The sequence below is a fragment of the Streptomyces longispororuber genome, assembly GCF_014656095.1.
Classification (GTDB): Bacteria; Actinomycetota; Actinomycetes; order Streptomycetales; family Streptomycetaceae; genus Streptomyces; species Streptomyces longispororuber.
This window is the reverse complement of the sequence record NZ_BNBT01000065.1, coordinates 19,376-42,152: the sequence shown is the minus strand read 5'-3', so window position 1 is coordinate 42,152 and position 22,777 is coordinate 19,376. Positions and strand designations below refer to the sequence as shown.

Here is a 22,777-nt window from a genome sequence, read left to right as displayed (position 1 = left end):
AGATCGCCGTCACCTGGTCGGCGCCGTCGCCGGGGGCCGCGGCCAGCGCGCCCGTGCCGCCGCCGGAGGAGGCCTGGCCGTACGCGGGCAGCGCCTGCGTGGCGGGCTCGCCGTGCGGCGCGTACGCCGTGGCCGTCAGGTCGCCGGGCCCGGCCGCCGACCCGAAACCGGCCTCGGCCCCGGCGCCCGGGAACTGCCCCGCCCCCATGGCCAGCAGCGGCGGCACCAGCGCGATCCCGGCGAGCAGCCCCTCCGCGGGCGTCAGGCGTGCGCCGAGGCCCGAGCAGGCCGCGCAGTCCCGGGTGTGCCGGACGAGCCGCTTGCGCCACAGCGCGGACGGCGCCCCGTCCCAGGGCGCGGTCAGGGCGGCCAGCTCGGGGCAGCGCGGCTCGGCGGCGAGCGCGCGGACGACGACCCGCGCCGCCTCGAGCTGGGCCTTCATGCGCTGCACGCGCACAGCGGTGTGCTCCGGGGTCAGCTCCAGCGCCCGGGCCACCTCGTCGCGGGACAGCTCACCGGCGGCTTCCAGCCACCACAGCGCGAGCAGCTCCCGGTGGTCGTCGTCCATCCAGCGGGTGGCCTGCGCGACCTCCTTGCGCTCCCCGGACAGGCCGAGCCTGAGGATCGTGACGTCCGTGAAGTCCCCGCCCGGGGCCGGGACGTCGTACGCGTCCTGCAGACTGCCGGCGACGGGCGCCGACCGCTGGTGGCGCCGGGTCTCGTTCATCGTGACGGCGACGAGCCAGGAGCGGAACGAGGCCGGGTCGCGCAGGCCGGGCAGCCCGCGCAGCATCCGCACCATGATGTCCTGCACCAGGTCGTCGACGTCGGCGTGGCCGCGCAGGGCCCGGCCGACGATGTTGTACACGAGCGGCAGACAGGCGGCCACCAGCCGGTCCTGGGCCCGCGGGTCCCCGGCGCGGCCCGCGACGACCAGAGCCGTCAGCCCGGCGCCGTCCCCTTGCTGCGGCTCCCACTGATCGTGCTGCACGACACATCTCCTGTCCTGATCGGTACGTGGTGCTGGGTACGCCCACTGCCTTGGAGATCCTGCGGGGCGGGGGCGGATAACAGAAACAGCGCGGATCACTTTGAGATCTGACTCACGTCGGCCGCACGCCCTCCCTTCCGGCTCCAGCCCCGGCCCCGCCCCGGCTCTTGCTCCAGCCCGCACCGGCCGGTGGCCCCCTCCCGGCGGGGGCCACCCCCACCCCCGGCCCACCGGGCAGCCGGATGGCAGTCCCCGTACCGCGTCCGGAAACGTGGTGCGCACAGCGATCGCCCCACCGACCGGAAGGCCTGACCGTGCGCCTCGCCCCTGCCACCGCCACCGCCACCGCCACCGCAGTCGTCCTGGCCCTCGCCGCGGGAGCGGCGGCAGCCGCCCCGAGCACCGGCGACCGGCAGCGGCCCACCGCGGAGAGGCACCCCGCCGCGGCCGCGGGGCAGCCGGACACGGCCGAAGGACGCACGGACACGACAGAGGGACGGACGGACAGGGCCGAGGGACGGACGGACAGGGCCGAGGAGCAGCCGGTCGCCGACGGTTTCTGGCGCACCGACGGCTACGGCACCGTCCTGTCGCTCCACGACGGCACCCTGCGCGAGTACCAGACCACCTCCGTGAGCTGTCTCAAGGGCGACACCGCCCGGCGTACGGGCCCCGGCCGCTACACCACGCCCGACGGCACCGTCCTGACCGTCCGTACCCGGCAGGACAAGGACCACGCGTCCATGAGCGCCGACAGCAGTGTGGGCCACCGCGCACTGCGGCGCGTCCCGGCGCTGCCCGCCGCGTGCGCGCGCCCCGCGCCCAAGGGTCCGCGGGCCGCCTTCGACGTCTTCTGGCAGTCCTTCGCCGAGAACTACCCGTTCTTCGCGGCCAAGGGCATCGACTGGGACGCCGTACGGGACCGGTGCCGGCCCCGGGTGCACCGGGACACCACACGGGACGAACTCTTCGCCGTCTTCAGCGAGATGGTGGAGCCCCTGTACGACGCCCACGTCGCCGTGCGGGACGGCGACCGCGTCTTCGCCCGGGTGCGCCCGGGCACCGTCATGCCCTCACAGGAACTGGACACCAAGGTCAAGGAGTTCGTCGAACGGCGCGACCTGAAGGACGCCACCCACCGTCAGGACTTCGCCCAGGGCCGGATCACCTACGCCGACCTGCCCGGCGGCCAGGGCTACCTGCGGATCTCCGGCTTCGCCGGCTACGTGCCCGACGGCCCGTTCGCCGCGCACCGGGCCGAGCTCGACCGGGTGCTCGACACCGTCCTCACCAAGGACCGCGTCCGGCGCCTGCGGGGCCTGATCATCGACCTGCGCGTCAACGGCGGCGGCTCCGACGCCCTGGGCCTGCGCATCGCCGAGCGCCTCACCGAGACGCCCTACGTCGCGTACGCCAAGCGCGCCCGCAACGACCCCGCCGACCCCACCCGGCACACCCGCCCCGAGCCCCTCCGTGTCCGCCCCGCCGACGCGCCCCGCTACACCGGGCCGATCGCGCTCCTGACCGGTGGCTCCACGGTCAGCGCGGGGGAGACCTTCACCCAGGCCCTGATGGACCGCCCGGGCAGGACCGTACGCGTAGGACAGCCGACACAAGGAGTCTTCTCCGACGTCCTGGCCCGCGACCTGCCCAACGGCATGTCCGTGTGGCTGCCGAACGAGGAGTTCCTCACCCGCGCGGGCCGCACCTTCGACGGCACCGGCATCCCGCCCCACCTGAGCGAACCGGTCTTCACCGACGAGGAGTTCGCCCGGAACCGCGACTCCGCGTTCGACCGGGCCAGGCGCGTGCTGCGCGCCGCCGCGCCGGACAGCCGTCCGCCGCACGCCTCTTGATGGTTCGTCAGGCGGCGGGTTGGATGGCGCGGACCACGCTGGACACCCACGGCGTCCCTGTCGACCACCGGAGGTCCGCCCATGGCCCCGCGCCGCGCGCACCGCCTCGCCCCCGCCGTGCTCCTCGCCGCCGCCCTCCTGTGCGGCGCGCTCACCCCCACGGCCGAGGCCCGGCCCACGGACACGCAGGCGCGGGGCAGGCCGGTGACGGACGCCGGACCCGCCACGGCTCGCACCGCGCCCGCCCCGTCCGCCACCGGCATCCCGCGCCTCACCGACCGCCGCGGCCGCGCCCTCACCCTGCGCGGCTGGAACGTCGAGGACAAGGTCCACCAGGGTGACGAGGCGCTCAGCGCGATCACCGAACGCCACTTCAAGGACCTGCGCGCCCAGGGCTTCAACTTCGCCCGCCTGCTGGTCTTCTGGGACGACCTGGAGCCCCGGCGCGGCCACTACAGCACCTCGTACCTGCGCAAGATCCGGCGCGTCCTCGACTGGGCGCACCGGCACGGGATCCACGTCGTGCTGGACGCCCACCAGGACGTCTTCGGCCCGGCCTTCGGCCACCGCGGGATTCCCCGGTGGGCGACGCGCACCGACGGCCTGCCCTTCACCCCGCACCCCGACGACTGGTTCGCCGAGTACTTCGAGCCCGCCGTCCAGCGTGCCTTCACCCACCTCTACGAGGACAAGGACCTGCGGGCCGCGCAGGCCCGCATGTGGCGCCTGCTCGCCGACCGCTTCGGCGGCCACCCCGCGGTGCTCGGCTACGACCTGATCAACGAGCCGATGGGCGAGCTGCGCCCCGGCGAGGACCTGGCCACCGCCGCCCGCCGCATCGAGGCCACCCAGCTCACACCCCTGTACCGGCGCCTCGCCGAGGCCGTCCGCAGCCGGGACCGCTCCACCTGGCTGTTCGTCGAGCCGACCCCGATCGTCGGCGAAGGCGTCCCCACCGGCCTCGGCCGCGTCGACGACGAGCGGGTCGTGTACGCGCCGCACTTCTACAACACCGCGATGGAGGCGGGCGCCGACTACGACCCGGCGGCGGGCTGGATCGAGGCGTACGAGCGGGCCGTCACCGCCTACCCGCGCCGGTACGGCCTGCCCGTCGTGGTGGGGGAGTGGGGCCCCCTGAACAGCGGCCTGCCGAACATGCCCCGCTTCTACGACGACGCCCTCGCCTCGCTGAACCGCTACTCCTCCGGCTGGGCGGGCTACGTGTGGTGCTACGGCGGCGGCTACTGCGCGCTCGACCGCGAGGGCCGCTTCCGCCCGCCGAAGGAGCGCACGGCCACGCCCTACGCGCCCGCCGTCGCCGGAGCCGTACGCCACGACGCCTACGACCCGGTCACCGGCACGTACCGCCTCACGTACCGGGCCACGGGCCGTCCCGGCACCACGGAGCTGTCCCTGCCGCCGACGGCCCGGGGCTGGCGCGTCGAGATCTCCGGGCGCGGCGCGGGCGCCGACGCGGACGGCGTCCCGCCGGGGGAGGCGAGCCGCGTGCGGGTGCGGGCGGAGCGCCGGACGGTGGTGGAGGTGCGGGTGACACCGGGCCCGGGACGCCGTCCCTGAGCGCGGCACCGGGCACCGGGCCGGGGCGGGGTGGGGACCGGGCGGTGCCCCCGCGGCGCTCTCAGGCCGCCGCCAGCCCCCGCAGCAGCGCGGGCAGCGCCGTCCCGATCGGCTCGCGCACCACCTCGTCGGCCCGGTCGTCGTACGGGGTCGGCTCGGCGTTGACGATGACGAGGCGCGCCCCGTAGTCGGCGGCCATGCCCGCGAGGCCCGCCGCGGGCTGCACCTGGAGGCTGGTGCCGACCGCGACGAACACGTCGCACGCCTTCGTGATCGCCACGGCGTCACCGAGCACCGCCGGGTCGAGGCTCTCGCCGAACATCACCGTCGCGGACTTCAGGATGCCGCCGCAGGCCGTGCACGGCGGGTCCGCCTCGCCCGCGTCGACCCGGGCGAGCGCCTCCTCCATCGGCCCCCGCGCGTGACACGCCGTGCACACCACCGACCGCGCGGAGCCGTGCAGTTCGAGCACCTTGCGCTCCGGCATCCCGGCCGCCTGGTGCAGCCCGTCCACGTTCTGCGTGATCACCCGCACCGGCACCCCGGAGCGCTCCAGGTCGACCACCGCGTGGTGGGCCGCGTTGGGACGCGCGTGCAGCGCGCGGTTCTCCCGCCGCATCCGCCACGACCGGCGCCGGATCTCCGGATCGTTCATGTAGTACTCGTACGTCACGAGCTTCTCGGCCTCCGGATCCCGCCGCCACAGGCCGTTCGGCCCGCGGTAGTCGGGTATGCCGGAGTCCGTGGAGATCCCGGCTCCGCTGAGCAGGGCGACGAGGGGCTGGCTCATGCCACCGAGCCTAGACGCCGGCCCCGGCGCACCGTCCGAACGGCCGTCCCACCCGTGGTCATTAGTCACATTTGCCCGCCCTCCTGCTACTCTCTGTGGTCACTCCGTCATCATGAGCAAACTTGCAGAGGTGTACGTGAAGGTCGCCTGCGTCGGCGGTGGGCCCGCCGGACTGTATCTGTCCATCCTGGTGAAGCGGCAGGACCCGGCCGCCGATGTCACCGTGTACGAGCGCAACCCGGAGGGGTGCACCTACGGCTGGGGCGTCACGTACTGGCGGGGACTGCTCGACAAGCTCCGGGCACACGACCCCGAGTCCGCGCGCGCCGTCGAGGAGCACTCCGTCCGCTGGCGCGACGGCGTCGCCCACGTCGGGGACATGACGGCGCGGCACCGCGGCGACGAGGGCTTCGGCATCGGCCGCCACCGGCTCCTCGAACTCCTCGCCGCACGGGCGCGGGAGCTCGGCGTCCGGCTGGAGTTCGGCCGCGAGATCACCGCCGCCGACCTGCCCCTCGACGCCGACCTGGTGGTCGCGGGCGACGGTCTGCACAGCGCCCTGCGCGGCGCGCGCGCCGACCACCACGGCACCCGCGTCGCCGCGGGGCGCAACCGCTACATCTGGCTCGGCACCACCAAGGTCTTCGACGCGTTCACCTTCGCCTTCGTGAAGACCGAGCACGGCTGGATCTGGTGCTACGGCTACGGTTACGGCCCCGAGGGCAGCACCTGTGTCATCGAGTGCGCCCCCGGGACGTGGACCGGGCTCGGCCTCGACCGCGCCGACGACGCCGAGGGCCTCACGCTGCTGGAGAAGCTCTTCGCCCACGTCCTGGACGGGCACCCCCTCATGGGCCGCCCCACGGCCGACGGCAGATCCCCGTGGCTGACCTTCCAGACCCTCACCAACCACCACTGGTACCGCGACAACGTCGTCCTCCTCGGCGACGCCGCGCACACCACGCACTACTCGATCGGGGCGGGCACCACCCTCGCCCTGGAGGACGCCATCGCCCTCGCCACCGCCCTGCGCCGCCACACCGAGCTCCCGCGCGCCCTCGCCGCCTACCAGGACGAACGCAAGACCGCCCTGCTGTCGACGCAGAGCGCGGCCCGCTACAGCGCCCAGTGGTACGAGAACCTGCCCCGCTACATCGACCTGCCCCCGCACCGCATGTTCGCCCTCCTCGGCCAGCGCCACTCGCCGCTGCTGCCCTACGTCCCGCCCCAGCTCTACTACGGCCTGGACAAGGTCGCCGGCCAGGTGAAGGTGTTGCGCCAGTTCAAGCGCTGGCTGGGCCCGAAGCTCGCCCGGAGCGCGCACACGCGGACCCTGCCGGGCGGCGACTAGCGCCGCGCCGCCGAGGCCCGCGTGCGCGGGGCCGGTGGCGGTCCGGGCCGGGGTCAGGCCCGGACCGCCCGGGCGCCGTTCAGGCCTGCGGGGGGCTGTCCTGGCCCTTGCCCTGCTCCCTGTCCGAGCCGAACTGCTGCCGCAGCTTGTCCTGCGCGGTGTCGACCTGGCCGCTGTACTTCCCCTGTGTCTTCTGGTCGACGAAGTCACCCGCCTTGTCGATGCCCTGGCCGGCCTTGTCCTCGTGGCCCTTCAGCATCTGCTTGAGCTTGTCCATCACAGACATGGGCTGTCTCCTCGCTGTGTCGCCCCTGACTCCAGGTTCACCGCGCCCCGCCCGATCCGCATCCCGTGCGCCGGGGAGTCCGTGCGCCGGAAAATCCCGTGCGGCGCCCCCGCCCCGCCCGTTACCGTCCGGGCATGCCCCCTGAGGAAGACGGATTCTTCGCGGAGGACGTCGCCGCGACATACGACGTGTCAGCGGCGGACATGTTCCGGCCGGACGTGCTGGACCCCGCGGTCGACGTCCTGGCGGAGCTCGCGGGTGACGGGCCCGCCCTGGAGTTCGGCATCGGCACGGGACGCGTCGCGCTGCCGCTGGCCCGGTGCGGCGTCCCGGTGCACGGCATCGACCTGTCCCGCGCCATGACGGCCCGGCTGCGGGAGAAGCCGGGCGGCGACGGCATCGGCGTGACCATCGGCGACTTCGCCACCACCCGCGTCGCGGGCACGTACGCCGTCGTCTACCTCGTCTTCAACACCATCAACAACCTCACCACCCAGGACGCCCAGGTCGCCTGCTTCCGCAACGCCGCCGCCCATCTGCGCCCCGGTGGCACCTTCGCCGTCGAGGTCGGCGTGCCCGACCTGCGCCGGCTGCCGCCCGGCCAGAGCGCGGTGCCGTTCCACATCAGCGCCACGGGGTGGGCGTTCGACACCTACGACGTGGCCACGCAGGCGATGAGCTCGCACTACGTCACCCTCACCGACGGCCGCGCCGAGCACCGCTCCATCCCGTTCCGGTACGTGTGGCCCGCGGAACTGGACCTGATGGCGCGCCTCGCCGGACTTCGGCTGCGCGACCGCTGGCAGGACTGGAACCGGGCGCCGTTCACGAGCGAGAGCACCCGGCACGTCTCGGTGTGGGAGAAGACGGACGCCTGACCGAACCGGCGGCGGTTCCGCCGCGGGCTCTCACCGCCCGGCCAGGAGCCTGTCGACCGTCCGTCCGAACAGCCACGCCGCCGCCCGCCCCACCAGCGGGTCGAGCGGGCGCGGCAGCCACCGCACCCGCAGCTCCTCCCGCCACACCACGTGCGTGCCCCCGCCGGCCGCCGGTCCCACCTCGATCTCGGCCCACCCGAGGACGACCGCACCGCGCTTGGCCAGGCGGCACGATCCGCGGCCACCGTCCGGCGCCCGCCAGGCCACGACCTCCATCGGGTCGTCGAAGGCCAGCGGCCCGAGCCCCGTACGCGCCGTCACCACATCGCCCCGGCCGCGCGGGGCGGCGCGCCGGACCGTGACCGTGGTCAGGGGGATGGTGCGGCCGTGCCGCTCCCAGTCCGTCAGCCGCCGCCACGCCTCGTCGGGGCCGAGGGGCGTCGTACGGACGATGCGGAAGCGCGCCATGGCTCGATCGTAGGCCGCCGGGCCGCGCCCCGGCCCCCGGGGACCGGCCGGGCCCGGCACGTCAGCGTGCCCACTCCGGCCGCCAGGTGCCGGCACCCCGCTCCCCGGGCCGTGCCGGTGCGAGGTGGTCGCGCAGCGCGGCCAGGGCCGGGTGCGGGTTGTCGGCGTGCCACAGCAGGCAGTGCGGGTACACCGGCGTGGGGTCGCGCAGCGGGATGAGCCGCATGTCGTGGCCGACGGGCCAGACGAGGGGCGTGCGTTCGCTGAGGAACGTCGCGAGGGTCGCGGAGTCCGCGATCGTGTCGAGCAGGGCCTCGACGCCGAAGTCCGGCCCGATGGTGTCGATGCTCAGGCCGAAGGCCGCGGCGAGCGCGTCGTAGTACGCGGCCCACTCCGTGCCCGGCGCGTTGCTCGGCATCCAGATGCGGTGCCCGGCAAGATCGGCGAGCGCGATCGCCTCGGCGGCGGCGAACGGATGGCCGGGCCCGGTGAACAGCCGCAGCGGCTCGTCCAGGACGGGCAGCGCCCTGATGTCCTCCGGGAGCTGCCGCCCGGGCATCGTCACGGCGCGGAACGACGCGTCGATGGTGCCCGCCGCGAGCGCCTCCACGGCCGCGTCGGCGCCGTACAGCGTGACGACGTCCAGCTCGACGTCCGGGTGCGCGCGGTGGAAGTCACGCACCAGGCCCGCGGTCGCGGCGCGCCGGCCGACCACGTCGACGCGCAGGGCCCGCCGGCCCGGGCGCACGGAAGCCGCCGCGCGCTCCTCGGCCAGGAGCAGCGCCCGGGCGTGCGGCAGGAACGCCTGCCCGTCGATGGTGAGCCGGGCCCCGCGCGGGGTGCGGGCGAAGAGCCGCACCCCGAGGTCGTCCTCCAGCGCGGCGACGCGCTTGGAGACCGCCTGCTGCGTGAGCGACAGGTCGGCGGCGGCCTTTTGGAACTGCCCGGACTCCGCGACGGCGACGAAGGTGCGTACGGCGTTGAGGTCCACACCGGAGACCCTAGCCGCACAACCGCCCGTTGTGGCGGGGGAGCGGGGCCCGGGCCCCGGAGGGTGGTGCCGTCAGCCGCCCACCACCGGGTAGTGGTCCGAGAGATTGGTGTACGTGTACTCCTTGCCCCAGCTCGACACCGTCCAGGGGGCGCTGCGCTCCTTGATGACCTCGTTCGTCCAGGACGCGGGGCGGACGTGCCCCGCGCGGTGCAGGACGTGGTCGAGGTCCTCGCGGGGGTCGTCGGGGTAGCGCTCGGCGGCGATCGAGTTGTCCCGCGTGTCGAAGGAGTACGGGTGCCCGGTCCGGGCGTCGGGAGCGGCGAGCCCCGCGTCGGCGAGCATCGAGGCGTACTCGCCGCTGTGCCGGTCCACGTTGAGGTCGCCCGCCACGAGGACCTGCTCGGACGCCGGGATGCGCTTGGCGTCCAGGAACGCGTCGAGCTCCTTGAACTGCCGCGCGCGCGTCGCCGCGGCCTCGCCCGCCGCGCAGCCCGGGTCGGTGGACTGGGCGTGCGTACCCACCACGTGCACCCTGGTGCCCCTGACGTCGAGGACGGCGTACACGAACCCCTTGTTGGAGTAGGAGTCGGAGCCGCAGGCGTCCTTGTAGACGTACTGCTCCTTGCGCACGACGGGCCACTTGCTCAGGACCGCGACGCCGCCGTCCTCCGGGGTCAGCGCGGAGTAGGCGCCGCCGGTGGCGTCCCACCCGGACGTGCCGCGGCCCAGCACCGGCGTCTGGTGCGGGTAGAGGGAGGCGGCGTTCTTCCGGAGGGCCTCGGAGGAGGAGTTGTCGAACGCCTCCTGGAGCACGACGACGTCGTTGCCGCGGAAGAAGCCGGCGGCGGGTATCGCCTTGGCGCGGTGGTCCTGCCCCCAGTTCGGGTAAAGGCTCTTGCTGAACAAGAACGCGTTGTACGAGAGCACCTTCAGGCGGGGCGCGTCGGCGGCCGTCGCGCTCGGGGCCGTCGCGGTCAGCGCGGCCGTCGTGGCGAGGGCCACGGCGGCACAGACGCCCAGACGGGCACGCGGCGTGGAGTGGGACACGGGGGTTCTCCCTGTGGGGGCGGGGCGGGGACGGGCCGGTGGGACGCACCGGCGCCCGTCATCCAAGACGCCGCGGATGACGTCCCGTTGACCCGGAGGTGATCATGCGGTGAGCGGGGCGCCGCGGTCCGCCACCCCTGCGCGTGCCGCCGCACGGCTCACCCCGCCCCACGCGGCGGGGTCCCCGCTGAGCCGCCCTGCCCGCCGCCCCGCCACCAGGCACCTCTCGCGCCCCCGCCTCCCGGCCCCGTACGGCGTCGGCCCCGTACGGCGTCTCGGGAGGCGGGGGCCCTCAGGCCCTCAGGCCCTCAGGCCTGGGTGCGGCGGACGCACTCCGCGACGACCGCGCTCAGGCTGCCCGTCTTCTCCAGCAGGTCCCGCTGGAAACGGGCCCCCGTGCCCTGCTTCAGCAGCCGCGCCGTCTGCTCGCGCGCCGCCGCCAGGTCGCCGCTGTCCTCCAGGGCCTCGGACACGTGGTCGAGCAGGGCGTGCACCACCTCGTCGCTCGGCGTGGGCCGCATCGTCAGCGGGTGCAGGAGGACGTCGTCGAGGCCGGAGCGCGCGGCCCGCCAGGCGGCGAGCCGCAGCAGGCTGACACCGTGGCCGACCGGGGGCCGGCCCGCGCGCCACTCCCGCGCGGCCGTCTCGACCAGCGCCCGCGCGAGCGTCGCGATGAGGACGGTCGTGGAGGCGTCCAGGCAGACGTCCGCGACGCGGATCTCGACGGTGGGGTAGCGGTGGGAGAGCCGGGCGTCGAAGTAGACCATGCCCCGGTCGTGCAGCACCCCGGTGGACACCATGTCGCTGACCTGCTGCTCGTACCGCTCGGCGGAGCCGAACACCTCGGTGGGGCCCGCCATGGGCCAGCGCCCCCACACCCGGCTGCGGTAGCTGGCGTACTGGCTGTCCTTGCCCTGCCAGAACGGGGAGTTGGCGCTCAGCGCGACCAGGACGGCGAGCCAGGGCCGGATCCGGTCCACGACCGCCACGCCCTCCTCGTCGGACTCGACCGAGACGTGGACGTGGCAGCCGCAGGTGAGCTGCTCCTGGGTGGTGAGGCCGAACTGCTCCTCCATCCACTGGTAGCGCCCGCCCACGTTGACCGAGGGGCTCGCGGGCAGCGGCGAGGTGGCGAGGGCGGCCACCGAGGCGCCCAGGTCGCCCGCGTGCCGGGCCGCCTCCGCGCGCCACCGGACGATCTCGGCGGCGAGTCTGCCCATGTCGGACTGGGGCTGCGTGGCGAACTCGATCTGGTGGGCGTGCAGCTCCTTCTCGAACGTCTCGTCCTCGGCGTCCTGCCCGCCGTCGCCGTCGGATCCCGGGCTCTGGGCGGAGTCCCTGGCGGCCCGTGCCACGACGGCGGTGGCCAGCGCCTTGGGCTCACCACTCGCATGGTCGAGCAGGAGCAGTTCTTCCTCAACGCCAACGGTACGCACGTGATGCCGCCTTTCTGGGCTGTCTTTTCCGGGGAGTGTGGCGCCCCGGGGGTACCCGGTACCCCGACATGGCGGGTACAGCCGTTCCGGCCCGTGCTTACCGTCACACGTTTGAGTCCCCGCAGGAAGGCAAATGCGTACCCTATGGTGCAAATCGGCTACACGATGATGACCGAGCAGGCGGGTCCCCTTTCCCTCGTCGAGCATGTGGTGGCCGCGGAGCGCGCCGGCTTCGACTTCTCGGTGACCTCCGACCACTACTTCCCGTGGCTCGAGTCCCAGGGGCACGCGCCCTACGCGTGGGGCGTCCTCGGCGCCGCCGCGCAGGCGACCTCGCGGATCCCCCTGATGACGTACGTGACCTGTCCGACGGTCCGCTACCACCCCGCGGTGGTGGCCCAGAAGGCCGCCACGATGCAGTTGCTCTCCGAGGGGCGCTTCCGGCTCGGCCTCGGCAGCGGCGAGAACCTGAACGAGCACGTGGTCGGCGCCGGCTGGCCGTCGCCGCAGGTCCGCATCGAGATGCTGGAGGAAGCGGTCCAGATCATCCGCGCGCTCTTCAAGGGGGACAACGTCAACCACCAGGGCACCCACTTCGACGTGGCGAACGCCCGGCTGTGGGACCTGCCCGACGAGCCGCCGCCCGTCGGGGTGGCCGTCTCCGGCGGACGCTCCTGCGCGCTCGCGGGCCGCCTCGCCGACCTGGTCATCGCCACCGAGCCCAAGGCGGAGCTGCTGGAGGCCTTCGACCGGCACGGCGGCCGCGGCAAGCCCCGGGTGGGCCAGCTTCCGGTCTGCTACGACACCGACAAGGACGCGGCGGTCGCCCGCGCCCACGACCAGTTCCGCTGGTTCGCCGGCGGCTGGCCGGTCAACTCCGAGCTGCCGGGGCCGTCCGGGTTCGCCGGTGCCACGCAGTTCGTCACGCGGGAGGACGTGGCGCAGCAGATCCCGTGCGGCGACAACGTGGACGACTTCGTCGAGGCCGTGCGTCCCTACGCCGAGGCGGGCTTCACGGAGATCGCCCTCGTCCAGGTCGGCGGCGACCACCAGATGCCGTTCATCGACTGGGCCGAGCGCGAGCTCCTGCCCGCCCTGCGCGAACTGTGACGACCGGCCGGCCCCTCGCGACCTCTGGGAGGACAACATGAACGACACACAGGACACCGTGCCCGGCGACGCCGAGTCCCCGTCCCCGGACCTGGTCCAGGTGGTGCTCGGCGAGTGCTCGCCCGCCGACGCGGACGCGGTCTTCGGCGTGCTGCGCGAGCACTTCGACTCCGACCGCGGCGGCGACGCGCCGCACCAGACCGACGAGACCGAGGCGGAGCGCCGTCCCGCGGTGTGGACCGGCGCCTTCCGCGCCTCGCGCACCCCGGACTCCGTCTCCGGCGTCCTGCTCTCGGGCCCCGTGACCGCCGATCTGCAGGGCGGACCGCAGGCCGTCGGGCACGTCCGCGCGACCCTGGAGTCGGCCTTCGACGTGTCGGTGCAGGGCAAGGCCTCCGGCGACCAGGAGGTGGAGGTCCAGCTACGGCTGACGGGCGCCGACCGCGGACGCCCCGGCCCCGGCTGACCGGCGCCGACCGGCGACGGCCCGGCCCCGACGCGCGAAGCGCCCGCCCCGGCACGGCGGTGCCGCGCCGGGCGCCGGGCACGCCCGCGTCAGCACGTCAGTACGTCGACTCGTCAGTACGCCAGTACGTCGACTCGCCAGTACGTCGACTCGTCAGTACGTCGATACGTCAGCACGCGAGCGCGTCAGCACCTCAGAACACCGACATCCCCGTGAGCGTGGTGAAGCGGTCGAGGGCCGCGACGCCCGCCACGGAGTTGCCCCGCTGGTCGAGCCCCGGGCTCCACACGCACAGGGTGCAGCGCCCGGGCACGACCGCGATGATGCCACCGCCCACGCCGCTCTTGCCGGGCAGGCCCACGCGGTAGGCGAAGTCCCCTGCGGCGTCGTAGGTGCCGCAGGTCAGCATGACGGCGTTGACCTGCTTGGCCTGGCTGCGGCTGAGCAGGGTCGAGCCGTCGGCCCGTATGCCGTGGCGGGCCAGGAACCCCGCGGCCAGCGCCAGGTCCGCGCAGGACGCCTCGACGGAGCACTGGCGGAAGTACTGCTCCAGGAGCGCGGGCACCGGGTTGGCGATGTTGCCGTACGACGCCATGAAATGGGCCAGGGCGGCGTTGCGGTCGCCGTGCGCGGTCTCGCTGGCGGCGACGTTCTCGTCGAAGGTGAGGTCCTGGTTGCCGGACTCGGCCCGCAGGAAGTCCCGCAGCGTTCCGGCCGCGTCACCGGTCAGGGCGTGCAGACGGTCGGTGACGACGAGCGCCCCGGCGTTGATGAACGGGTTGCGGGGGATGCCGTGCTCGTACTCGAGCTGCACCAGGGAGTTGAACGGGTTGCCCGACGGTTCGCGCCCCACGTGCTCCCACAGCAGCTCGCCCTCCAGGGAGAGGTCGAGGGCGAGGGTGAAGACCTTGGTGATGGACTGGGTGGAGAAGGGGTGCTGCCAGTCCCCGACGCCGTACACCGTGCCGTCGAGTTCGGCCACGGCCATCCCGAACCGCAGCGGGTCCGCCGACGCCAGCGCCGGGATGTAGTCGGCCGGCCGGCCGCGGCCCGGCAGAGCCTGGACCTCGGCGGCGATGCGGTCCAGGACGGGCTGGAGGGAGGGGGGCACGTGGGCTTGCTCCGTGTTCGTACGGTAATGCGGTGAGGCGTCCGCAGTACCTTAATACCTCGCCGTGATCTTGGGTCCCGTGGTCCCGTCGGGCCGCCCGCCGCGTCCTCCGAGCAGGGCGGCACCCACGACGCCTTTCGTCAGGCGGCACGGTTTGCGGGAGCACCGCCCCTCCGGGACGTCGCACGACGCAAAGCGGAGTTTCCCCTGGTGGGCGAGGTCGTCGCCGTGGATATGCCGTGCGTCTATGACCACCCCCTTGTCCCGGCGCGGAAAGGGGCGCCGGAATTGCCTCTAAGGCAACCCTTCCCCCAAGGGTGGGCAGCGGTGGGCAGAGTTGAAGGCCGACCTGCGGAGGTGGCTCCCCGTGGGCGTGTCGCCTCGTATGACGCTCGGACCCGTCACCCCGGTCGGCGGCGTCAGCGGGGTGCCACGTCCGCATAGCGCACCCTCTCTCTTCGCTTCCGCAATGCGCTGGAGGGTTTCTCGCTCGCTGGCAGGTCAAACGCATGGCCACGCACGGGAAGTAGAGCCCGGGCAAAGAATCCGGCGACCATTGCAAAGTGGAAGTAAAGTAAGTTCTAGGTACACCCAACTGGCCGAAAACAGGTCTGTACCAGGGCCGGAGCAGAGGCACTCTGACCTCCGATCGACGAGGTGCGTGCCCGCGTGGCCGGTGCGGCACGGCGGGCACCGCGACGCGCGAGGGGAGCCCGGGCATGGGCAGGCTACGCGGTAGGGCGCAGGCGCGGCGGGCCGTGGCGGACGCCGCGGAACGACTGCTCGAGATGGGCCGATTACTCCAGCACGCGCCCACGACACCGGAGGGCCGCGCGGTCTTCCGGACCCGGGAGGCGGTCAACGACCAGCCGTACCGGGACCGCTGGGCCCACGACAAGGTCGTGCGCTCCACCCACGGCGTGAACTGCACGGGCTCATGCTCCTGGCAGGTGTACGTCAAGGACGGGCTGATCACCTGGGAGACCCAGGCCACCGACTACCCCTCGACCGGTCCCGACCGGCCGGACTACGAGCCCCGCGGCTGTCCGCGCGGGGCGGCCTTCTCCTGGTACACCTACTCGCCCACGCGCATCCGCTACCCCCTCGCACGCGGCGTCCTGGTGGAGCTGTACCGCGCCGCCAAGCAGCGCCTGGGCGACCCGGTCGCGGCCTGGGCGGAGATCACCGGGGACCCGGAGACGCGGCGCCGCTACCAGTCGGCGCGCGGCCGCGGCGGCCTGGTGCGCATCGGCTGGCAGGAGGCGCTGGAGATCGCCGCGGCGGCCTACGTCCACACCCTCGGCGCCCACGGGCCCGACCGGATCGCCGGGTTCTCGCCCATCCCGGCGATGTCCATGGCCTCGCACGCCGTCGGCGCCCGCTTCCACGCGCTGATCGGTGCGCCCATGCTGTCCTTCTACGACTGGTACGCGGACCTGCCGGTGGCCTCTCCGCAGGTCTTCGGCGACCAGACCGACGTACCGGAGTCCGGCGACTGGTGGGACGCCGCCTATCTGATGCTGTGGGGCTCGAACGTGCCGGTGACGCGGACCCCGGACGCCCACTGGATGGCCGAGGCCCGCTATCGCGGTCAGAAGGTCGTGGTGGTCTCCCCGGACTACGCGGACTCCACCAAGTTCGCCGACGAGTGGCTGCACCCGCACCCCGGCACCGACGGCGCGCTCGCCCAGGCCATGGGCCACGTGATCCTGCGCGAGTGCTTCGCCGACCGGCAGGTGCCGTACTTCACCGACTACGTCAAACGCTTCACCGACCTGCCCTTCCTGGTCACACTGGAGGCGCGGGACGGGGGCACGTACACCCCGGGCGCCTTTGTCACCGCCGCGGACGCCGGCCTGGCCCGCGACGCGCAGCCGGAGACACGGCGGTGGATGCCGGTCTTCGTCGACGCCGTCACCGGCGAAACGGTCGTCCCCAACGGCACCCTGGGGGACCGGTGGAGCAAGGGCGGCGCCGGCCGCTGGAACCTGGACCTCGGCGACCTCGACCCCCTGCTGAGCCTGCACGGCCACCCGGGCACGGCGACCGCGCCCGTCACGCTGCCCCGCTTCGACGAGCCGGGCGGGACCCTCCGGCGCACGGTCCCCACCACACGCGTCGGCGACCGCCTGGTCACCACCGTCTTCGACCTGCTCCTCGCCCAGTACGGGGTGGCCCGCACGGGCCTCGGCGAACCCGTCCCCTACGAGGACGCCGCCACGCCCTGCACCCCCGCCTGGCAGGAGGCCATCACCTCGGTACCCGCCCGGGCGGCGGTGCGCGCCGCCCGGGAGTTCGCCCGCACCGCCGAGCAGACCCAGGGCCGCTGCATGATCGTGATGGGGGCCGGCACCAACCACTGGTTCCACTCCGACACCATCTACCGCTCCTTCCTCACCCTGCTGCTGCTCACCGGCTGCCAGGGCGTCAACGGCGGCGGCTGGGCGCACTACGTCGGCCAGGAGAAGGTCCGCCCCTACGCCGGCTGGCAGCAGCTCGCCACCGGCGCCGACTGGGCACGCCCCTCCCGGCAGATGGCCGGCACGCCGTACTGGTACACGCACACCGACCAGTGGCGCTACGACCGCACCACCGCCGACGCCCTGGCCTCGCCCACCGCGCGTGGCGCCCTCAGCGGGATGCACACCGCGGACCTCGTCGCCCACGCGGCCCGGCGGGGCTGGATGCCCGCCTACCCCACCTTCGGCGCCAACCCGCTGACCCTCGGGCGGCGCATCCGCGACGAGGCGGCCGACCCCACCGCCTGGGTGGCCGCCGAACAGGCCGCGGGCCGCCTGCCCCACGCCGTCGAGGACCCCGACGACCCCGCCAACTGGCCCCGTGTGCTCACCGTGTGGCGGGCCAAACTGATCGGCTCCTCCGCCAAGGGCAACGAGTTCTTCCTGCGGCACCTGCTGGGCACCGCCGACAACGCCACCGCCGAGGAGACCCCGCCCGGCGAGAGGCCCCGGGACGTCACCTGGCGCGACCAGGCACCGCGCGGCAAGCTCGACCTGCTGCTCGCCCTCGACTTCCGCATGACCTCCACCACGCTCTTCGCCGACCTCGTCCTGCCCGCGGCGACCTGGTACGAGAAGCACGACCTGTCCTCCACCGACATGCACCCCTACGTGCACGCCTTCTCCCCGGCCATCGACCCGCCCTGGCAGGCCCGCACCGACTTCGAGATCTTCCACGGCCTCGCCGCCGAGGTGTCCCGCCTCGCCCGCGGCCGCCTCGACGTGGCGTACGACCTGGTCGCCACCGCCCTCCAGCACGACACCCCGGACGAGGCACCGCCACCGGGACCCACCGGGCCGCGGTACGCCGTCGTCGAGCGCGACTACCGAGCCCTCGCCGACCGGCTCGCCGCGCTCGGCCCGCTCCCCGACGAACAGGGCATGCAGGTCAAGGGCGTCACCGTGCGCACCACCGCCGAGAGCCGCTGGCTGAAGGACCGCTGCGGCACCGCCGCCGAAGGACCGGCCCGCGGCCGCCCCCTGCTCGACACCGACGTCAAGCTGTGCGAAGCCATCCTCGCCCTGTCCGGCACCACCAACGGCCGCGTCGCCGCGGAGGGACTGCGCCGGCTCGCCGAGCGCTGCGGGGGCGACAGCGGCCTGGGGGACCTCGCCGCCTCGGTCGCCGAGCGCCGCATCGTCTTCTCCGACACCCAGGCCCGCCCCGTCCAGGTCGGCGCGAGCTTCGAGTGGTCCGGCAAGGAGGCCCCCGACCGCCGCTACGCGCCCTTCACCGTCAACACCGAGCACCGCAAGCCCTGGCACACCTTCACCGGCCGCCAGCACTTCTACCTCGACCACCCCTGGATCGCCGAGTTCGGCGAACAACTGCCCGTCTACCGCCCGCCCCTGGACCTGGCCGTCCTCGGCGAGGCGCCGTCCGCCGACGCCGACGGCGCCTCGGTCACCGTGCGCTACCTGACCCCGCACTCGAAGTGGTCCATCCACTCCGAGTACCAGGAGAACCTGCTCATGCAGACCCTCGCCCGCGGCGGACCCGTCATCTGGATCAGCGTGCCCGACGCCGAGACGATCGGCGTGGCGGACAACGACTGGATCGAGGCCGTCAACCCCAACGGCGTGGTCGTCGCCCGCGCCGTCGTCTCCCACCGCATGCCGCCCGGCACGGTGTTCATGTACCACGTGCAGGAACGCCTGGTGAACGTCCCCAAGTCGGAGCGGACCGGGCGGCGCGGCGGCGTCCACAACGCCCTGACCCGGCTGCTCGTCAAACCCACCCACCTCATCGGCGGCCACGCCCAGCTCTCCTTCGCCCCCAACTACTACGGCCCCACCGGCAACCAGCGCGACGCGGTCACCGTCATCCGCCGCCGCTCCCAGGAGGTCACGTACTGATGCCCCGCGGCAACGGCTCCATCGGACGGTGCATGGCACAGGTCGCGATGGTCATGAACCTCGACAAGTGCATCGGCTGCCACACCTGCTCGGTCACCTGCAAACAGACCTGGACCAACCGCTCGGGCACCGAGTACGCCTGGTTCAACAACGTCGAGACCCGCCCCGGCCAGGGCTACCCCCGCGCCTACGAGGACCAGGACCGCTGGAAGGGCGGCTGGCAGCTCAAGCACGGCCGCCTCGTCCCGCGCAGCGGCGGCCGCGCCCGCCGCCTGGCCCGGCTCTTCGCCAACCCCGAACTGCCCGCGCTCGACGACTACTACGAGCCCTGGACGTACGACTACGAGAACCTCATCAGCGCGCCCCTCGGCGACGACGTGCCCACGGCGGTGCCCCGCTCCCAGGTCGACGGCCGCTCCACCGCGGTCACCTGGGGTCCCAACTGGGACGACGACCTCGGCGGCGGCCCCCGGCACCTCGCGGGCGACCCCGTCCTCAAGAAGATGAACGACCAGGTGCGCCTGGAGTACGAGCAGGCGTTCATGTTCTACCTGCCGCGCATCTGTGAGCACTGCCTCAACCCGTCCTGCGTCGCCGTGTGCCCCTCCGGCGCGCTGTACAAGCGCATCGAGGACGGCATCATCCTCGTCGACCAGGACCGCTGCCGCGGCTGGCGCATGTGCGTCACCGGCTGCCCGTACAAGAAGGTCTACTTCAACCACACCACCGGCAAGGCCGAGAAGTGCACCCTGTGCTACCCGCGCATCGAGGCCGGGCAGCCCACCGTCTGCTCCGAGACCTGCGTCGGCCGCCTGCGCTACCTCGGCGTGATCCTGTACGACGCCGACAAGGCGGGCGAGGCCGCCGCCACCCCGGACGAGAAGGACCTCTACCAGGCGCAGCTCGACTGCTTTCTCGACCCGGCCGACCCCGGCGTCGTGGCCGCGGCCGAGGCGGCCGGCATCCCGCACGACTGGATCACCGCCGCCCGCCGCTCCCCGGTGCACGCGCTGATCAGCCGCTACCGGGTGGCCCTGCCACTGCACCCGGAGTACCGCACCCTGCCCATGGTCTGGTACGTCCCGCCGCTGTCACCGGTCGTGGAGTCCCTCACCGCCACCGGCCACGACGGCGAGGACCCCGCCACGCTCTTCGCCGCCATCGACTCCCTGCGCATCCCCCTGGACTACCTCGCCGGGCTCTTCACCGCTGGCGATCCGGCACCCGTCGAGGCCGCCCTGTGCCGCCTCGCCGCGATGCGCACCCACATGCGGCGCGTCAACCTCGGCGAGGAGCGGGACCCGGCCGTCGCCCGCGCCGTCGGCATGGACACCACCGACATCGAAGCCATGTACCGGCTGCTCGCCCTCGCCAAGTACGACGAGCGCTACGTCATCCCCACCGGCTACCACACCACCGCCATCGGTGACGAACCCGACGGGTGCAGCCTCGACCACGACCACGGCCCCGGCATGTACGACGCCGGCGCCTTCCACGCCCCGCTGTCCGAGTCCGAGTCCGAGTCCGAATCCGAGCCCACGGCCGCGGGGACGTCCCTGCGCGGCCGCGTCAACCTCCTCAACTGGAACGGACGAGGCCGCCCCGCGGGCCTCTTCCCCCGCCGCGACGGACACACCACATGAACACCACCGCCCTGCTCCACCAAGCGGCGTCCCTGCTCCTGCGCCACCCCGACGACGACTGGCCGCGGCGGCTGCGGGCCGTCACCGACGCCCTCACCCGCGCGCCGAGCCCCCACGCCGCGCCCCTGCGCCGGTTCTGCGCCACCGTCACCGGCACGCCCGCCCTCACCCTGTCCGCCCGCTACGTCGCCACCTTCGACCGCAGCCGCCGCCGCACCCTGCACCTGACCTACTACACCGACGGCGACACCCGCCGCCGCGGCCGGTCCCTGCTGCGCTGGCAGCACCTCTACCGCGCCCACGGCTGGCAGCCGCCCGCCGACGAACTGCCCGACTTCCTCCCCCTGGCCCTGGAGTTCGCCGCCCGCTGCCCCGGCCCGGGCCGCACCGCCCTGCAGGAGCACCGCGCCGCCCTGGAGCTCCTGCGCCTCGCCCTGCGCGACCACCGCAGCCCCTACGCCGACGTCCTCGAAGCCGTCTGCGCCACCCTGCCCGGCACCTCGCCCGCCGACCGCGCGGCGGCCATGCGCCTGGCCCGCACCGGCCCGCCCACCGAGACGGTCGGGCTCCCGCCGTTCCCCGGGCGCACCGCGCCGAGCCCGCACGAGGAGGCGACCGCCCCGTGAACCACCTGCACACCGCCCTGTGGGGCGTGCTGCCCTACCTCGTCGCCACCGTCCTGGTCACCGGCACCGCGTGGCGCTACCGCTACGACCGGTTCGGCTTCACCACCCGCTCCAGTCAGCTCCACGAACACCGGCTGCTGCGGATTGGCGGCCCCCTGTTCCACTACGGCCTGCTCTTCGTCGTCGTCGGACACGTCATCGGCCTGCTCGTCCCCGAGGCCGTCACCGAACGCGTCCACGTCCACGAGTGGCTGTACCACGCCAACGCGCTGCTCGTCGGCGGCGCCGCGGGCCTCGCCACGCTGGCCGGACTCGCCGTCCTGCTCCACCGCCGGCTGCGCGTGCCCGCCGTGCGCGCCGCCACCAGCCGCGGCGATCGCGCCGTCTACCCGGTCCTCGCCGCGGTGCTCCTGGCCGGGCTCGCCGCGACCGCCACCACCGTCCCACCCCACCACTACGACTACCGCCTCGGCGTCTCCGTGTGGTTCCGCTCCCTGTTCGCCCTCGCCCCGGACGTAGCGGCCATGTCCGCCGCCCCCTTCGTGTACCAGGCCCACGTCCTGCTCGGCCTCGCCCTGTTCGCGCTGTGGCCCTTCAGCCGCCTCGTCCACGCCTTCACCGCGCCGCTCGGCTACCTGGCCCGCCCCTACATCGTCTACCGCTCCCGCGGCGCCCGGCCCGCGGTACGGAACGGCACCGCGCGCCGGTGAGCCGCCAGGCGCTCCGCGACCGGTGCCGGGCCCTGCCCCCGGCGTGCTTCGCCCCGGTCATGGCCACCGGCATCGTCTCGCGGGCCCTGGCCGAGGCCGGGGCCCGTACCGCCTCGGCGCTGCTCCTCGCCCTCGCCTGCGCCACCTACGCGCTCCTCCTCGCGGCGAGCGCCGTCAAGGCCCTGTGCCACCGCGCCCATCTGCGGGCCGAACTGACCGACCCGGCCCGCCTGTTCGGGCACTACACCTTCGTCGCGGCCTCCGGCGTCCTCGCCACCCGCCTGGGCCACGGGCCCGCGCGGGGCGTCTCGTACGCCCTCCTCGCGCTGGCCGCCGCCGTGTGGACGGCGCTGACCACCGCCCTCACCCGCCTCCCGCGTGCCACCGCACGGGCGGCCGCCCGGCAGGCCGACGGCACCTGGTTCCTGGCCACCGTCGGCCTCCAGTCGCTCGTCCTGTGCCTCACCGCCCTGCCGCCCCGGCGCGTGTTCCTGGCGCCGGCCCTCGCCCTGTGGTGGTGCGGCGTCCTGTTGTACGCCCTCACCCTTGCCGTGGTCACCCGGCGGCTAATACGCCACCCGCCCGAGGCCGACCGCTGCACCCCGGCGTACTGGATCACGATGGGAGCCGCGGCCATCAGCACCCTCGCGGGCACCCAACTCCTCGACCAGGACCGCTTCCGGCCCCACGCAGTGCACGGCCCCCTGACGCTCGCCGTGGTCACCCTGTGGAGCTGGGCGAGCACGCTCATCCCGCCGCTGCTCGCCACCGGCTGCTGGCGCCACCTGCACCACCGCGTGCCCCTGTCCTACGAGCCCGCCCTGTGGTGCGTTGTCTTCCCCGTCGGCATGTACGCCACCGCCACCCTGCGCGTCACCGCCACGGTGACCCACCCCGCGCCCACGGCCGTCGCGCTCCCCCTCGCCTGGAGCGCGGCGACGGTGTGGCTGACGGTGCAGGGCCTCGCGCTGGCGTCGCACCGCCCGGCCCGGCTGTGACGCGCCGCACTCAGCGGCCTCGGCGGACCGGCACCGGGTCCCGTCCGGTCGCCGCCGGACGG

Annotated in this window: 19 protein-coding genes; 11 read left to right on the top strand and 8 right to left on the bottom strand. The window is 74.0% G+C overall.

The genetic code is table 11. The annotated features are described in order from the left end of the window. Positions 1-991, bottom strand: a 991-nt coding sequence (locus IE330_RS20715) for an RNA polymerase sigma factor (protein WP_229925795.1), incomplete at its 3' end; no start/stop codon positions are given. Positions 992-1,578: 587 nt separating this feature from the next. Between IE330_RS20715 and IE330_RS20710 the strand changes: the two genes are divergently transcribed. Beyond that, positions 1,579-2,847, top strand: a complete 1,269-nt coding sequence (locus IE330_RS20710) for a S41 family peptidase (RefSeq protein ID WP_229925796.1) — start codon at positions 1,579-1,581, stop codon at positions 2,845-2,847. A gap of 81 nt (positions 2,848-2,928) precedes the next feature. Continuing rightward, on the top strand, positions 2,929-4,425 hold the full coding sequence (locus tag IE330_RS20705; RefSeq protein ID WP_190137569.1) for a cellulase family glycosylhydrolase: 1,497 nt from the start codon (positions 2,929-2,931) through the stop codon (positions 4,423-4,425). Positions 4,426-4,486: 61 nt separating this feature from the next. Here IE330_RS20705 and IE330_RS20700 read toward each other — a convergent pair whose 3' ends face one another. Next, positions 4,487-5,215: an SIR2 family NAD-dependent protein deacylase gene (locus IE330_RS20700; protein WP_190137568.1), complete on the bottom strand. Its 729-nt coding sequence runs from the start codon at positions 5,213-5,215 to the stop codon at positions 4,487-4,489. A 112-nt stretch (positions 5,216-5,327) separates the two neighbouring features. Here IE330_RS20700 and IE330_RS20695 point away from each other — a divergent pair, with 112 nt between their 5' ends. Beyond that, positions 5,328-6,566 (top strand): FAD-dependent monooxygenase, encoded by a 1,239-nt coding sequence (locus IE330_RS20695; RefSeq protein WP_373314697.1) that lies wholly within the window; start codon positions 5,328-5,330, stop codon positions 6,564-6,566. Positions 6,567-6,645: 79 nt separating this feature from the next. On the opposite strand, the gene IE330_RS20690 is transcribed toward IE330_RS20695, so the two are convergent. Then, on the bottom strand, positions 6,646-6,852 hold the full coding sequence (locus IE330_RS20690) for an antitoxin (protein ID WP_190137567.1): 207 nt from the start codon (positions 6,850-6,852) through the stop codon (positions 6,646-6,648). A gap of 134 nt (positions 6,853-6,986) precedes the next feature. On the opposite strand from IE330_RS20690, the gene IE330_RS20685 reads away from it, so the two are divergent. Beyond that, the gene (locus IE330_RS20685) at positions 6,987-7,730 is read left to right on the top strand and encodes a class I SAM-dependent DNA methyltransferase (RefSeq protein WP_190137566.1); all 744 of its coding nucleotides are present in this window, start codon (positions 6,987-6,989) and stop codon (positions 7,728-7,730) included. Positions 7,731-7,760: 30 nt separating this feature from the next. Here the strand turns inward: IE330_RS20685 and IE330_RS20680 are convergent, their stop codons facing one another. The 4 genes from IE330_RS20680 to IE330_RS20665 all read right to left on the bottom strand — a co-directional run bounded on the left by IE330_RS20680 (position 7,761) and on the right by IE330_RS20665 (position 11,675). After that, on the bottom strand, positions 7,761-8,198 hold the full coding sequence (locus tag IE330_RS20680) for an SRPBCC family protein (RefSeq protein WP_190137565.1): 438 nt from the start codon (positions 8,196-8,198) through the stop codon (positions 7,761-7,763). 61 nt (positions 8,199-8,259) lie between these two features. Beyond that, positions 8,260-9,189, bottom strand: a complete 930-nt coding sequence (locus IE330_RS20675) for a LysR family transcriptional regulator (protein WP_190137564.1) — start codon at positions 9,187-9,189, stop codon at positions 8,260-8,262. A 72-nt stretch (positions 9,190-9,261) separates the two neighbouring features. Continuing rightward, positions 9,262-10,239, bottom strand: coding sequence for a sphingomyelin phosphodiesterase (gene sph / locus IE330_RS20670; protein WP_190137563.1), 978 nt, complete (start codon positions 10,237-10,239; stop codon positions 9,262-9,264). A 308-nt stretch (positions 10,240-10,547) separates the two neighbouring features. Then, positions 10,548-11,675 (bottom strand): glutamate--cysteine ligase 2, encoded by a 1,128-nt coding sequence (locus IE330_RS20665; RefSeq protein WP_190137562.1) that lies wholly within the window; start codon positions 11,673-11,675, stop codon positions 10,548-10,550. Between the two features lie 144 nt (positions 11,676-11,819). On the opposite strand from IE330_RS20665, the gene IE330_RS20660 reads away from it, so the two are divergent. Then, on the top strand, positions 11,820-12,785 hold the full coding sequence (locus tag IE330_RS20660; RefSeq protein ID WP_190137561.1) for an LLM class F420-dependent oxidoreductase: 966 nt from the start codon (positions 11,820-11,822) through the stop codon (positions 12,783-12,785). 37 nt (positions 12,786-12,822) lie between these two features. After that, positions 12,823-13,251 (top strand): hypothetical protein, encoded by a 429-nt coding sequence (locus IE330_RS20655; protein ID WP_190137560.1) that lies wholly within the window; start codon positions 12,823-12,825, stop codon positions 13,249-13,251. 193 nt (positions 13,252-13,444) lie between these two features. Here IE330_RS20655 and IE330_RS20650 read toward each other — a convergent pair whose 3' ends face one another. Continuing rightward, positions 13,445-14,362, bottom strand: a complete 918-nt coding sequence (locus tag IE330_RS20650; RefSeq protein ID WP_190137559.1) for a glutaminase — start codon at positions 14,360-14,362, stop codon at positions 13,445-13,447. 719 nt (positions 14,363-15,081) lie between these two features. On the opposite strand from IE330_RS20650, the gene IE330_RS20645 reads away from it, so the two are divergent. From IE330_RS20645 to IE330_RS20625, 5 genes are read left to right on the top strand one after another with little or no spacing between them, the layout of a single operon-like run. Next, complete coding sequence (locus IE330_RS20645) at positions 15,082-18,738, top strand: nitrate reductase subunit alpha (RefSeq protein WP_190137558.1); 3,657 nt, start codon at positions 15,082-15,084, stop codon at positions 18,736-18,738. Further along, complete coding sequence (gene narH / locus IE330_RS20640) at positions 18,738-20,381, top strand: nitrate reductase subunit beta (protein WP_190137557.1); 1,644 nt, start codon at positions 18,738-18,740, stop codon at positions 20,379-20,381. Before IE330_RS20645 ends, narH begins: the two co-directional genes overlap by 1 nt. After that, positions 20,378-21,007 (top strand): nitrate reductase molybdenum cofactor assembly chaperone, encoded by a 630-nt coding sequence (gene narJ / locus IE330_RS20635; protein WP_190137556.1) that lies wholly within the window; start codon positions 20,378-20,380, stop codon positions 21,005-21,007. Before narH ends, narJ begins: the two co-directional genes overlap by 4 nt. Continuing rightward, the gene (narI, locus tag IE330_RS20630; protein ID WP_190137555.1) at positions 21,004-21,717 is read left to right on the top strand and encodes a respiratory nitrate reductase subunit gamma; all 714 of its coding nucleotides are present in this window, start codon (positions 21,004-21,006) and stop codon (positions 21,715-21,717) included. Before narJ ends, narI begins: the two co-directional genes overlap by 4 nt. Then, positions 21,714-22,715, top strand: a complete 1,002-nt coding sequence (locus IE330_RS20625) for a tellurite resistance/C4-dicarboxylate transporter family protein (protein WP_190137554.1) — start codon at positions 21,714-21,716, stop codon at positions 22,713-22,715. The genes narI and IE330_RS20625 overlap by 4 nt, the downstream gene beginning before the upstream one ends. Positions 22,716-22,777: the final 62 nt, after the last annotated feature.

Bases quoted from the DNA above. Each gene is read 5' to 3' on its own strand.
- IE330_RS20645 (WP_190137558.1), top strand. From the start codon at position 15,082: ATGGGCAGGCTACGCGGTAGGGCGCAGGCGCGGCGGGCCGTGGCGGAC.
- narJ (WP_190137556.1), top strand. From the start codon at position 20,378: ATGAACACCACCGCCCTGCTCCACCAAGCGGCGTCCCTGCTCCTGCGC.
- IE330_RS20700 (WP_190137568.1), bottom strand. From the start codon at position 5,215: ATGAGCCAGCCCCTCGTCGCCCTGCTCAGCGGAGCCGGGATCTCCACG.
- IE330_RS20680 (WP_190137565.1), bottom strand. From the start codon at position 8,198: ATGGCGCGCTTCCGCATCGTCCGTACGACGCCCCTCGGCCCCGACGAG.
- IE330_RS20695 (WP_373314697.1), top strand. From the start codon at position 5,328: ATGAGCAAACTTGCAGAGGTGTACGTGAAGGTCGCCTGCGTCGGCGGT.
- IE330_RS20685 (WP_190137566.1), top strand. From the start codon at position 6,987: ATGCCCCCTGAGGAAGACGGATTCTTCGCGGAGGACGTCGCCGCGACA.
- IE330_RS20705 (WP_190137569.1), top strand. From the start codon at position 2,929: ATGGCCCCGCGCCGCGCGCACCGCCTCGCCCCCGCCGTGCTCCTCGCC.
- IE330_RS20690 (WP_190137567.1), bottom strand. From the start codon at position 6,852: ATGTCTGTGATGGACAAGCTCAAGCAGATGCTGAAGGGCCACGAGGAC.
- IE330_RS20660 (WP_190137561.1), top strand. From the start codon at position 11,820: ATGGTGCAAATCGGCTACACGATGATGACCGAGCAGGCGGGTCCCCTT.
- IE330_RS20655 (WP_190137560.1), top strand. From the start codon at position 12,823: ATGAACGACACACAGGACACCGTGCCCGGCGACGCCGAGTCCCCGTCC.
- narH (WP_190137557.1), top strand. From the start codon at position 18,738: ATGCCCCGCGGCAACGGCTCCATCGGACGGTGCATGGCACAGGTCGCG.